Origin of the sequence: Vibrio sp. RM-69-4, assembly GCF_024743775.1 — a bacterium.
GTDB classification, from domain to species: Bacteria; Pseudomonadota; Gammaproteobacteria; order Enterobacterales; family Vibrionaceae; genus Vibrio; species Vibrio anguillarum.
The window spans coordinates 13,403-26,895 of record NZ_JAMQXI010000064.1; the positions used below are offsets into that span (position 1 = coordinate 13,403).

General features: G+C 44.4%; 10 protein-coding genes. 8 read left to right on the forward strand and 2 right to left on the reverse strand.

The features are described from left to right. Positions 1-89 precede the first annotated feature (89 nt). The 7 genes from NB504_RS09730 to NB504_RS09760 all read left to right on the forward strand — a co-directional run bounded on the left by NB504_RS09730 (position 90) and on the right by NB504_RS09760 (position 8,874). Positions 90-2,639: a glycosyl hydrolase family 18 protein gene (locus NB504_RS09730; protein WP_258428760.1), complete on the forward strand. Its 2,550-nt coding sequence runs from the start codon at positions 90-92 to the stop codon at positions 2,637-2,639. 194 nt (positions 2,640-2,833) lie between these two features. Further along, positions 2,834-3,205 carry a GntR family transcriptional regulator gene (locus NB504_RS09735; RefSeq protein ID WP_026028428.1) on the forward strand — a complete coding sequence of 124 codons (372 nt, stop codon included), beginning with the start codon at positions 2,834-2,836 and terminating at the stop codon, positions 3,203-3,205. Further along, positions 3,202-4,065: an ABC transporter ATP-binding protein gene (locus tag NB504_RS09740; RefSeq protein ID WP_017048124.1), complete on the forward strand. Its 864-nt coding sequence runs from the start codon at positions 3,202-3,204 to the stop codon at positions 4,063-4,065. Before NB504_RS09735 ends, NB504_RS09740 begins: the two co-directional genes overlap by 4 nt. Further along, positions 4,065-4,922: a hypothetical protein gene (locus NB504_RS09745; protein ID WP_017045015.1), complete on the forward strand. Its 858-nt coding sequence runs from the start codon at positions 4,065-4,067 to the stop codon at positions 4,920-4,922. Before NB504_RS09740 ends, NB504_RS09745 begins: the two co-directional genes overlap by 1 nt. A 326-nt stretch (positions 4,923-5,248) precedes the next feature. Continuing rightward, positions 5,249-7,135 carry a methyl-accepting chemotaxis protein gene (locus NB504_RS09750; RefSeq protein ID WP_094123611.1) on the forward strand — a complete coding sequence of 629 codons (1,887 nt, stop codon included), beginning with the start codon at positions 5,249-5,251 and terminating at the stop codon, positions 7,133-7,135. Positions 7,136-7,296: 161 nt separating this feature from the next. After that, positions 7,297-8,031, forward strand: coding sequence for an IclR family transcriptional regulator (locus NB504_RS09755; protein WP_010316838.1), 735 nt, complete (start codon positions 7,297-7,299; stop codon positions 8,029-8,031). A 6-nt stretch (positions 8,032-8,037) separates the two neighbouring features. After that, a complete protein-coding gene (locus NB504_RS09760; protein ID WP_088729362.1) occupies positions 8,038-8,874 on the forward strand; it encodes an arginase family protein in 837 nt (278 codons plus the stop codon). 116 nt (positions 8,875-8,990) lie between these two features. Here the strand turns inward: NB504_RS09760 and NB504_RS09765 are convergent, their stop codons facing one another. Both NB504_RS09765 and NB504_RS09770 read right to left on the reverse strand, forming a co-directional pair. Continuing rightward, positions 8,991-10,559: a methyl-accepting chemotaxis protein gene (locus tag NB504_RS09765; RefSeq protein WP_258428764.1), complete on the reverse strand. Its 1,569-nt coding sequence runs from the start codon at positions 10,557-10,559 to the stop codon at positions 8,991-8,993. A gap of 23 nt (positions 10,560-10,582) precedes the next feature. Next, positions 10,583-11,143 (reverse strand): hypothetical protein, encoded by a 561-nt coding sequence (locus NB504_RS09770; RefSeq protein WP_047688797.1) that lies wholly within the window; start codon positions 11,141-11,143, stop codon positions 10,583-10,585. 448 nt (positions 11,144-11,591) lie between these two features. On the opposite strand from NB504_RS09770, the gene NB504_RS09775 reads away from it, so the two are divergent. Then, positions 11,592-13,469: a PhoX family phosphatase gene (locus NB504_RS09775; protein WP_258428765.1), complete on the forward strand. Its 1,878-nt coding sequence runs from the start codon at positions 11,592-11,594 to the stop codon at positions 13,467-13,469. The last annotated feature ends 24 nt before the right edge of the window (positions 13,470-13,493 follow it).

The window sequence follows — 13,493 nt, forward strand, 5'->3', positions numbered from 1 at the left end:
AAATACTGAAATGGATGTTCTTCAATGCCTTATCAGAAGAGCAGCTTGCTTAAATGTAAGTGAAACATTCAGAAATGAGAGATATAGGTATGAATCGTATTACTTTGTGCGCCGCAAGTATTGCAATGGCTCTTTCGGGCACGGCAATGGCAGCACCAGCAACCCCTAGCGTCGATGTCTATGGGTCGAATAATCTACAGTTTTCTAAAGTTGAATTAGCCATGGAAAGCACGGCTGGTTATAACCAAATGGTCAAATATTATGACCAAGCGCCGATTGCCGTTAAGTTTAACCAATGGAGTGGTACAACGGGCAACACGTATAAAATCTATTTTGATGGCGCACAGGTCGCGACAGGCCCAATCACTGGCAGCCAAACCACCGCAAACTTCAGTTATGCACAAGGTGGGGTTTACCAAATGGAAATCGAAGCTTGCGATGCGACAGGTTGCAGCAAAAGTGCACCTGTTGAGATAACGATTGCCGATACCGATGGATCGCATCTCAAACCTTTGGTGATGAATATTGATCCCAATAACAAGACTTACACGACCGATAAAAATACGGTGGTTGGAACCTACTTTGTTGAGTGGGGCATCTATGACCGAAAATATACCGTGGATAACATCCCAGCCGATAATCTGACGCATATTCTATACGGCTTCATTCCAATTTGTGGCCCTAACGAATCATTGAAATCCGTTGGTGGAAACAGCTACAACGCGTTGATGACAGCATGTAATGGGGTGAATGATTACGAAGTGGTGATCCATGACCCTTGGGCGGCGTATCAAAAGAGTTTCCCGCAAGCGGGTCACCAATACAGCTCTCCGATCAAGGGCAACTATGCCATGTTGATGGCGCTCAAACAGCGTAATCCAGACCTCAAGATCCTTCCTTCTATTGGTGGTTGGACACTCTCTGACCCATTTTTTGATTTTACCAACAAGGCCAATCGCGATACTTTTGTTGCTTCAGTGAAGAAATTCCTAACCACTTGGAAATTCTACGACGGCGTTGATATCGACTGGGAATATCCTGGAGGAGGTGGTCAAGCAGCGGATCGCGGTGACCCAGTCAATGATGGCCCTGCGTACATTGCGTTAATGCGTGAACTGCGTGCCATGCTTGATGAATTGCAATCGGAAACTGGTCGTACTTATGAGCTCACGTCAGCAATTGGTGTTGGTCATGACAAGATTGAAGATGTTAATTATAGCGAAGCCATTCAATATATGGATTACATCTTTGCCATGACTTATGACTTTTATGGCGGTTGGAATAACGTATTAGGCCACCAAACCGCGCTTTACTGCGGATCATTCATGCGCCCTGGTCAGTGTGATGGGAAAGGAGTAGATGAAAATGGCGAACCTTATAAAGGCCCAGCTTATACGGCGGATAACGGTATCCAGTTACTGCTAGCACAGGGTGTCCCTGCTAATAAGTTAGTCTTAGGTGCGGCTATGTATGGCCGTGGCTGGGAAGGGGTGATGCCGGCTTCATTAAGTGATCCAACCGACCCGATGACAGGGGTAGGTAACGGAAAATTGAAAGGCACTTCCGCGCAAGGCGTGTGGGAAGCGGGTGTGATTGACTATAAAGGCATCAAATCATTCATGTTAGGGGCTAATAATACCGGTATTAATGGCTTTGAATATGGATACGATGCACAAGCTGAAGCACCTTGGGTTTGGAATCGTACAACGGGCCAACTGGTTACTTTTGACGATAACCGTTCAATCAAAGCCAAGGGCGCCTATGCTCGAAACCTTGGTTTGGCCGGGTTGTTCTCTTGGGAGATTGACGCTGATAATGGTGACATCCTAAATGCGATGCATGAAAGCTTAGCAGGAGGAGGTACTACACCCCCTGCGAACCGCGTGCCCACTGCAAATGCAGGTGTTGATCAATCGGTGGTCGGTCCGGTGAGTGTTGTTCTTGATGGCGGTGCATCAAAAGACAGTGATGGCACTATTGTCAGTTACGTGTGGCAGCAAACGGCGGGCACAGCAGTGAGCTTAGTAAACGCTAATTCTGCACGAGCCAGTTTTGACGCGGCCGAAGTGGCACAAGTACAAACGCTGACGTTCAAGTTGACGGTCACAGATAACAAAGGCGCAACGGCTTCTGATGTTGTGACTGTAACGGTCAAACCTAAAGCAACTGAGCCTGTGAATATGCCACCAGTGGCGGTGATTACTGCGCCAAGCAATGTCAGTGCTGGTGAGGTTGTGGTGGTGGACGCTTCCGCTTCAAGTGACGTCGATCAAGACACCTTAACTTTCGCATGGGATGTACCTGCAGGCCTAAATGCAACCATTCAAGGTGCGAGTGTTTCGTTTGTTGCTCCTGAGTATACACAAGACACCACGCTAAGCTTCACTGTAACTGTCAGTGATGGTAAAGCGGCGGCCTCTGCAAGTGCATCGGTTATCGTGGCGAAGAAAGATTCTGGTGGTGGTGACACTTGCAGCAACTTGTGGGATAAATCAGCGGTTTATACTGGCGGTCAACAAGTTTCTTGGGCTGGTAAAGTATGGGAAGCCAAGTGGTGGACAACTGGCGAAAACCCATCGACTACTGGTGTGTGGGGAGTATGGAAAGAGATTGGCCCTGCGAGTTGCCCAACAAGCTGATTGCTTTAATAAACCAGCTACCTCAATGAGCTAACGGTTTTTAATAAACTTTTTATTGCAAACAATGACTTCAAGCCTCGTTCTAGCACGAGGCTTTTTTGTGCGTTTTTCTATGTTTTTTCATTCATCACTTGCAATTCAATATTTTTGCTTTAGTGTTATATATGTGTATAACACTATATCGGTATAAAATTGTGACAGATTGGCAAGATAACCAACCCATATTCCGTCAGCTAGCCGACAAAATTACCGAGCAGATCCTACAAGGTATTTGGCTAGAAGATAGTGCGTTGCCTTCGGTAAGAACCGTTTCGGCAGATATGAAAATCAATCACTTAACTGTCATGAAAGGCTATCAACTGCTTGTTGACGAAGGCATTGTTGAAAAAAGACGAGGTCAAGGTATGTATGTCGCGAAAGGAGCGCTAGCGCAATTACAGGCGAAACAAAAGCAGCACTTTTTAGAGCAACAGATCCCAGAAATTGCACAAACACTCAAGCTATTGGCGATGCCGCTTGAGGATTTTATCAACCAACTACAACAGCATATTGAAGGTGACCAATGAATCCATTAGTCGAAGTCAACGGTGTATCTAAACAGTACGCAAAGCATGCCGAGTCGGAAGCTCTGCAGAATGTGAGCTTTAAGCTCTACGCAGGACAGGTGCTCGGTTTGCTCGGACATAATGGTGCGGGCAAGTCGACCTTAATTAAGTCGTTGCTCGGTGCTCACCATTATCAAGGTGACATTTTGATCCAAGGCTTAAATCCGATTACGGAACATGCGCAAGTGATGGCGCATCTTTCCTACATTTCAGACGTCAATGTGTTGCCAGATTGGATGACGGTTAAACAAATTTTGCGTTATACGTCAGGCGTGCATCCCAGTTTCTCGTTAGACAAGGCGACGCAAGTCCTTGCACAAACCAACATTCGTTTATCAAGTAAAATTCGTACCTTATCAAAAGGGATGAAAGTACAACTGCATTTAGCCATTGTGATTGCCACCGATACTAAAGTGCTGATTTTGGATGAGCCAACTCTTGGTTTGGACCTAATCTACCGTGATACCTTCTATCGTCACTTACTCGAATGGTTTCATGATGGTGAGCGTGCCTTGATTATTGCTAGTCATGAAGTCTCGGAAATTGAACATTTGCTAACGGATGTGCTGATCTTGAAGCAAGGTAAGGTCGTGCTGCAAGACTCAATGGAGGCGATTACACAAGGGTATTTTGTTCTAGAGGCCAGTAACGCACATCAAGACGTTATCCAAACCTATCGTCCTTTGGCATCTCAGCCAAGCTTGGGAACAACAAAGTGGTTGTTGACTTCAGAACACCGTCAAGCCGTTGAAGGGCTTGGTTCTATTTACAGTGTAAAACTTGCTGAACTATTTCTTGCCTTGCAGAAGGAGAACGCATAATGCACCCCAGTATTTATATGCTTGAAAAAGAGCTGATTGAAAACAAAAATGTTACGCGTATTCCTTTGTTTCTATTGGTATGCGGAACCCTATTGTTCATCAGTTTGTTAATGAACAATACACTGCAACACAACCTGTTTTTTGAGATGGAATTTGGTGGCGACATCAGTGATGTCCATATCGAATTTGTGGATGATTTCAACACCTTTATCATCATGCTTGTTGGTTTTATTTCGCTAATGCTCAGTTCACTCTATTTCCCCAGAACATTCCGCAAGGAGCGTAAAGAGGGAAGCTCTATGTTCTGGCGCAGCATGCCAGTGACGAACAATATGACCCACATAGTGAAACTGGGGTTTGGCTTATTTGTAATCCCTGTGGTCTGTTCCGTGTTAGTCATTTGTGCGGACGTTCTGCTGTGGGGGCTTAACTTAGCGACAGAAAACCGTTTAGCCCTACTATTTGAACAACGTTCTCTAGGATATGCCGTTCAACACTGGTTGAATTACCTCAGTATCATGTGGGTGATTGCTGTGACGATGCTGCCATTAGCCTGCTTTACTTTAGTTATTTCACAGATATTTAATTCGCCGATCCTTGTGATGTTCGTGGGCGGTTTCGCGCTTAAATGGATCTCGATTGTTATGCTGAATTCTGACATTGTAGGGGAGTTTTACCACGCGATTTTTAACTTGCCGTTGCAGTTAATGACTTCTTCAAACATGTTCACGGCTTTTGAAGGTGCTGGTTGGGGTAATTTATTTGTGTATATCATGATTGGTATCGCCAGTTACTGGATTAGCCACAAGCTCTATAGTACTGATGAACTTTCATTGAAGTCACTGTTGACCCGATAAGTTTCTGGTTAATTGTGGTCAAAAAGAGAGCGTTTGTTCTCTTTTTTTTCGCCTATTTCCTGCGGTTACTATGGTGAGGCTAGAAAAGGTTAGACCAGAAAAATTCACTCAAAATTAGAAGTTAGTTCCAAAGTGATGAGTAATCAACTCTCTGACTAACATGATATAAATGTGTTAAATGCACTATGCTATTTTGTAGTCCTTTGTGAGCAATGACAAAGACGTGGACCGCTTCAAGTTTTATTTCGAGGCTTGAAATTATAATGTCCAATTGATCGAGAATTCTATCGGTTTGAGTTAAATTACTATTACAAATAGGTCTACCTATGTTTAAAAAAATGTCGTTAAAAAACAAACTGGCGATTTCAGCCAGCGCTGCCATTATTCTTGGGGGATTACTCGTTGAAGCATTGTCGTATCGAGCTGCACTGGAGCGATTAGATATTGATGTTGAACAACGATTACAAAGTACCACCGCTTCTTATAACCAGTATGTTACGGACTGGTTACTGTCGAAAGAGCGTGCTTTAACCTCGCTGTCGCAAGATGCCGAGAAACAAGCCATCGTGACACATTTAAAACAAGTTCGAGATTCTGCAGCGTTTGACAACGTATTTCTTGCTTACCCCGACGGTTCGCAAAACAACGCTAATGGTGTCATCTTGCCGCCGGGGAACGATGATCCGCGCAAATGGGGCTGGTATACAAACGCTAAAGCAAACCCATCAAAAGTGTTTATGGATAACCCAACCGTTGCTGCGGCAACGGGCGCTAATGTGGTTTCATTAGGTAAGGCACTGAATTTAAATGGCCAACAAGTCGTTTTAGGCGCCGACGTAGAAATTACTGACATCCTCAACAGCATGAAGCAAGTTATTTTGCCGGGTGAGGGATATATGTTTATTGCTAACGATAAAGGCAATATTTTTACCCATAGTGATACTAAGTTGCTCAATAAAAGTGTTTCTGATCTGGGTTTAAATTTCGCTGATATCCGCCAAGCGATTGCGAAAAGCAGCGATTTATTGGTGGATATTCGAGGTGAGGAGTATGTTCTCTACGCCCGAAGCATCAACGGAACGAATCTCAGTACTGTTGTGGTCATCAATCACGATTCGCTCATCGCACCTTTATCTGAAGCTACTTTCAGCCAGCTCATTGTTACTGCCGTTGTGGTTATACTCTGTACTCTGCTGTTCAACTTATTGTGTAATATTTTGTTCCGTCCTTTGAATAATGTTTCTCAAGCGTTGGCACAAATTGCAAACGGTAGTGGCGATTTAACGCAACGCATTAAGGTTGAAAATAGTGATGAAGTTGGCGAACTAGCCAATAATTTCAATACCTTTGTGGAGAGCTTACAACAACTTATTGGCCATATTCGTCACCAGTCTCATCAACTGGAAGCGCAATCAGAACATGGCGCGCATCGCGCTAATCAATCGGCATCAGAGCTTAGTCACCAGCAGCAAGAAATTGTGATGGTCGCTACTGCGGTTACTGAAATGGCGTCGGCAACGCAAGAGATAGCCTCTCACGCAGAGCAAACGGCAAGAGCAGCGCAAGACTCGGCAACCAGCACCAACAATGGACATGCCTTGGTGATTCATACCAAAGGCTCGATCAATAACTTGGCAAAATCAGTGAGTGAGGCCAGTGGCGTGATTGCCGCACTAAACCAACACGCGCAAGAGATTTCGACCGTACTGGCAACCATTCAAGGCATTGCAGAACAAACCAACTTACTTGCGCTGAATGCGGCTATTGAAGCTGCGCGAGCCGGTGAGCAAGGCCGAGGTTTCGCAGTGGTAGCAGACGAAGTCCGTGTGCTTTCTCAGCGCACCCATACTTCTACCGAAGAGATAAAATCAACCATTGATACCCTGCAAGAAACCACTAAACGTGCGGTATCGTTGATGCAAAGCAGCTCAACGCTCGCTGAGAACTCAGTGGAAGATGCCGATAAAGCATCCGGTGCGCTTGAAGAAATTAAAGCAGCGGTTGCCTTGATCAGTGATATGGCGACGCAAATTGCGACGGCAGCCGAAGAGCAAACGCATGTGACTAGTGAAATTACACAAAATGTTACTTCTATCAAGGATGTGACGGAGCAACTGGTCATTGGTGCAGAAGATAGCTTGAGCCAATCCAATGAACTCAAGCAGCAAGCGGAAGAGTTGAGTGCAAAAGTAGCGACATTTAAATTAGCGTAACGGTTGTTTCTTTTTTGTTCAAAAGGCTCTGCGGAGCCTTTTTTTGATCAGATTGTTATGTTTTCTCACTTAATGAGAAAGTAAGTCTGTTATTAATCTTAAATTCTCGATATATAAGAATCATAGTTGAGGCGTGGAATAAATGAGGCTAAAAAGAAAACATGAACGAAACGAAATTATCGGCCAGCCAAGTTAATGAAAAGTCACTGCAATTATTGATGCAAGTGGCGGTAAATGAAGAGCCAGTATCAGCGAAAACCTTGAGCGAACAATTGCAAGTTCCGCTGAGTAGTTTGTACCGACATCTGAAGATTTTGAAAGAGTGGAACTTGATCGAAGAGAGCCCACACGACAAAACGTTGATCATCGGTTCGGCGGCTCTACTTTTAATGCGCAGTTATGAAACGAGTCAACACAATTTAGATGCAGTCGATGCGGTGTTAAGTCGATTACAGAAACAGACAGGCGAAATGGCGGCATACATGGTTCCGGTGGGATACCGAGCCTTGTGCGTTAGCCAAAAAGAAAGTATGCAGGCACTTCGATGCAGCTTCGTCCAGGGTCAAAGTCAACCCCTGCTTCGAGGTGCCTCATCTAAAGTGATGTTGGCGTATTTACCCGCTCCGCGCTGTGAAAAAATTCTTCGTTATTTTGGTGAAGACCACCAAATGGAAAAATGGCAGACAGAGTTGGAAAAAATACGTCGTAATGGGTACGCCGTGAGCACGTCAGAAATTGATCCTGGCGTTTCCGGAATTAGTGCCCCCGTAATGAAAGGGAGTAAGTTGATCGGCGCAATTTCAGTGATGGCTCCAGCCCATCGTGTTGAAACCAACAAGCAGCGGATCATTTTACATGTATTACAGGCAGCAAGAGCGTTGCCACCAGAAAGGTAATTCATAATGCTAAGTTTATTCAAACGCTACCGTATGAGTCGTACACAGAGCCAACCCGCTTATCCATTCACGTTCATGACACTCTGTGAACAGATAAAGCCAATGTCTCAAGTAGAGTTTGAATTTGCTCAGCAGAGCCTTGAATTTGCATCAGATTGGCTCTATCAGCGTCAATCCACGCCTTGTTACTCTGATGCTGGACATATAGTCGTCAAAGATAAAAATGCCACCCGTTTTCAAGATACCTTGAGTCATCAATTAGCACTGAGCTCAGTGCCCGTCGTACTAGCGAATTGTCACGAAATGCTGCTCAATGCATTACCAGTGATGGCTTTTGAGAATGACGAAGTTGGTATTGTGAGTATCGGACATCATTTTGAGCTGAAACAAACGCTGGACCTACAAGTTGGCTCTGCATTTCATTTTGCACTCTCTCGCTATAACAATACGCGCCTATTTTGTATTGGAATTGATGAAATGCATCAATCCAACCAAGTGTGGGAGTATGCAGAAGATTTAGGCTGTGATTGGTTAACGCTGAATGAGTGCAGTTTTCGTCATCGTAATCAACTAAAAAGCCAATTAGGTCACTACATAGAGCATTGTGATCAACTGATCGTGACGATTGATTTAGCCTCTTTAGTTCCGGGAGTGGGGGTTGATGAGAACAACGCGTTAGATAACCAAATGGTATTAAGAACGTTAAGGCAATGTGCGCTTTCGGGCAAGGTAAAGCTTATCCAACTGGTGGGGGCGAAGGATAAATTGATTTATTCTAAGCAGACCAAAGAAATTTTAGATGAGCTATGTGCTTTATCACCTGATGTGATCCACGCTGCGTAGTGACATATTGATTATCATATATACCAAACAAAAACCCCAGTTGTCTGGGGTTTTTGTTTTATAGAACTCAACTATTTGAAGTATGCTAAGTGTGTTGTTCGGTTTTTAGTATTAGGTTAATGAGCGCTAAACTTGCTGAGTGATAATGAAGTGGCTTGTGCTTTTTGGAAGAGCTCTTTACTACAATCACTCATCACTTTGCTGTCATTAAGTAGTTCGATTGAATGTTGATTGAGATTGCTCAGTTGCGTTAGCAAATCTTCAACATGTGACAGTTGCTCATCAGATGAATTGACCGCTAAGTGGTTGGCGTTATTCGCTTGATTAACATCCTTGATCGCTTGGCTGACTAACTCGTTACTACTTTCAATTGCTTCAACGCAACTCATTGATGCATTGACACTTTCCCCCATGTAGCCGATCAAGTCTTTCGAAAAGTTACTAAGCACGGTAAGGATCTCTTCCACTTGGTTGGTTGAAGAGGATGTTTTTTCCGCTAGGTTACGCACTTCGTCTGCCACGACGGCGAACCCGCGACCATTCTCACCCGCGCGAGCCGCTTCAATGGCCGCATTGAGCGCAAGCAGGTTTGTTTGATCAGCGATCGTACGGATGATCTGTAAGATATCGGTGACTTTTCCAACTTGGGCATTTAGGCTCTCAGCGGTTTTTGCTGTTACTTGTGACTTTTCTGCTAGGTTTTTATTTTCACTTAATGCATGTTTAAGTTGTTGTTGACTTTCTTGCCCAGAAATAACGGCTTGTTGTAAAGACAGCGACGCAGTATTGATATTCTCAGTGACTGACGCAATGCTTTGCCGAGCACCTTCACCAATTTGTACTGATTGCGCAATTTCCCGCTGCTGACCATTGATATTGTGTTCTAGCTGCTTCACTTGTCGTTCAACAGCTTTCGTAACATCAGTGACATTGCAGATGTTTTGTTCAATAGGGTGGAAGGTGTGTTCCACTTTTTCAATGAACATATTGATTGCTGTGGCAAGGTCACCTAACTCGTTATCTTTGTTAAATGGAATTCGTTGCTTGAGGTCACACCGACCAGAAGCCAATGATTCACATAAGTTTTTCAGCTGATTTAAAGGATGCAGTAGAGCGCTCCTCAAAATAAAAAACAAGCCAATAAAAGTAATCAACACGAAGGTTATGCCAATTGAAATGGCCCATAGCCCCAGTTCCTTGGAAATGGCATTGACCTTGTCAAATTGCCACTGAGTGACTAAGTAACCCACCAATTTTGCTTCCTTGCCCGACGTTAATGGGTTGATGATGATCACGTGTTGTGTGCTTTGTTCAATAATGATGGCGTTGGTTGATGCTTGGGTCAGTGCATTTTTTATATTGACTCCGCTAGGAGATACGGACTTCTCATTTAATTGATAGAATAAAGATCCATCTGCAAGGAAAACCGCTATATGTTTGAGTTCTTTATTGCTGCTATCGACAGCGACTTTAACCCGCTCTTCCAAGCTCTCTACTTTGTTAAAGCGCACCGAAGTGGCGACGTTTTCAGCTAGAGAAGCCGCCATTTGTTGATAAGTTTGAGCGCTCAGTGAGTACATCACTGTGGCACTTTTCGACCATAGAGCATAGGAAATAGCAATCAGCGATACGACGCTAAGTAGCGACGCACTTGCCACTACCAACCGACTAATACTAAGTCTCATATAGAGTAATCCTGATCAATGAGTTAAAGAGCTTCTACGTTAACGCCGATGGTGATGGCACCAATCACTTTCCCTGAACTAGGGTCAACCACGCTGTGGCTTATCTGTGACTGAAACATTTGGGTCGACTCATCTTCTTCTATCTCACCAATTAGATATGCGCTTGGACCTTTAAGGTAGGTGTCTTGCCACTTTTCCTCATCTCCTTGCCAGTAGTCAGAAGTAATCTCGCTTTGGGCGACATTCAGCCCTTTGTTGTCCATAGCAAAGATCTCCGTAATTAGCCCGTTGCTAGCTTGTTGAATCGATTTAAGTTCAGAAGATGCGGGGGAAGAGAGCAGTTTGTTGATCAGTGGAGCGTCGGTTTGGCCCACTTGGCTACGCCAATCCTTGTCGAGTTGATCAATTTGCATTTGAGTTAGGTTAGCGTGTTGAGCGTTTTGAGCATTAATGGCTTGGATTAAAACGGGATTAGCAATGATTTCAGCCACCTTGGTATCAATGAAGTTTTTTAGCGCCCCTTCAAACTCATTAGCAAAGGAGGAAAAGGAGAAACAAGCGATCAGGCAAATAAAATATTTCATAACAGACTCCAGTCGAGTTAGGTATTTTGCGTTGTGTATAAGGTATGTAGTGATCTTAGATGTTCATATTCATCCATATGCACTTTGAGCCTAGTTTAAGAATAGAAAACTGTAAAAAAATAGGTGTGATTTGAGCGCATGATCAAATGAATATTCATCTCTTGCCAAACAAAACAAAAAACTATCCGTTTTGACAATTGACAATTGACAAGCTTGATGGCGGTGCCGGTTGTATTGTTTTCTCGACGAGGTCGGTTAGAAAATATCGATTTGGAGTGATACTTGTGGTGACCCAGCTGTGCTGAATGGCTTATTTAGCTAACGCATAGATTTTATTTTTTAACTCACTGTCACCGTTAAGCAATGTAAATTTAACTTATTTGTCACGATAGACCGCTAAGCTGCTTGCAAAATCCAATAACAAGACAAGTAAAGTCAAGGAGCAAACATGTGGAAGCGTGAAGAGCAAGAGTCTCAATTTAGTGAAATGATCGAAGCGAGACTCTCTCGCCGCCGTTTTATGGCGGGTAGTGCGGCAGTCAGTGCAGGCGCGTTTTTATCTTTAAATCCAGTTGCTAAGGCTGTGGCGGCAAAGTCGAGCTCTTCACTGCTCAACTTTGAGGCTATTCCAGCATCAACGGCTGATAAAGTCATTGTGCCTAAAGGGTACAAAGCGACGCCGTTGATTTCATGGGGTGACCCCATTTCTGTTGATGCTCCTGAGTTTGACCAAAGTGGTAAACAAGATTCACGAGCACAAGAGCTTCAATTTGGTGATAACACTGATGGCATGAGCTTCTTCCCAATTTCGGATGATCGCGGTGTACTTGCGATTAATAATGAATACACCAACTACGAATACTTGTTTGATCACAAAGGTAAATCGATGACAGCAGATGATGTGCGTAAAGCGCAAGCTGCGGTCGGCGTTACTGTCGTTGAAGTGATGCACAAAAATGGCCAATGGACGGTTGACCGCGCAGGGAAGCGTAACCGTCGTATCACGGCAAACACACCAATGCTGCTCACTGGGCCAGCTGCAGGCCATACGCTAATGAAAACCGCCACTGATCCTAAGGGCTTAAATCCACTGGGAACTTTTAACAATTGTGCGAATGGTCAAACGCCGTGGGGGACATACTTAACGTGTGAGGAGAACTTTGATGATTTCTTTGGTAGTAACCAAGATGGCGTGAAGTTAACGGCTGATCATAAGCGTTATGGTATTGAAGCCAAACCCAGTGATTATCAATGGCACCAACATGATGAGCGTTTTGACGTTGCGAAAAACCCCAATGAGCCAAACCGCTTTGGTTGGGTGGTGGAAATTGATCCGAACGATCCAACATCGACGCCACTTAAACGCACGGCGTTAGGCCGTTTCAAACATGAAAATGCGGCGCTTACTCTCAACAAAGATGGCCATGCTGTGGTCTATCTGGGGGATGATGAACGCGGTGAACATCTATACAAATTCGTTTCAAAAAATCGCTACCAAGCTGGTAACGATGCGGCGAATCGCAATTTATTAGAAGAAGGAACCCTCTTTGTCGCTAAGTTTGATATGAATGAGAAAGAACTGAAAGGCTCGGGAAAATGGCTTGAACTGACCTTTGGTAAAAATGGTTTAACGCCAGAAAATGGCTTTAAGGACCAAGCAGAAGTGATGATTTTTGCTCGCCGCGCAGCGACTCAAGTGGGTGCTACGACAATGGATCGTCCTGAATGGGTTGCGATTCACCCTGATAATAAGCACGTGTTCTGTACACTGACCAACAATAAAAACCGAGGTAAAGAGGGGCAGCCTGTTGGTGGTCCTAACCCTCGTGCTAAGAATAACTATGGCCAGATTCTGCGCTGGATGCCAGCCAATGAGGATCACACTAGCACTATGTTTGCATGGGATCTGTACTTGATTGCGGGCAACCCAACGGTACATAAAGGCGATCTCTATGCGGGCAGCGACAATATCTCAGCAGACAACATGTTCAACAGCCCTGATGGTATCGGCTTTGACAAAGCGGGTCGCTTGTGGATTCAAACCGATGGCAACTATTCCAACAAAGGGGATTTTGCTGGGCAAGGCAACAACCAAATGTTGTGCGGGGATCCAATTACTGGTGAAGTGAAACGTTTCCTAACTGGGCCGATTGCTTGTGAAATAACAGGGTTAACTTTTTCACCGGATCAAAAAACCATGTTTGTTGGCGTTCAACACCCTGGGGAAGATGAAGCGCCATCGCATTTCCCATACGGCGGAACCACCAAGCCGCGTTCGACAATTATGATGATCACTCGTGAAGACGGCGGGGTGATTGGCGCATAAGCCCTGATCATTTTCCTCTGAAGG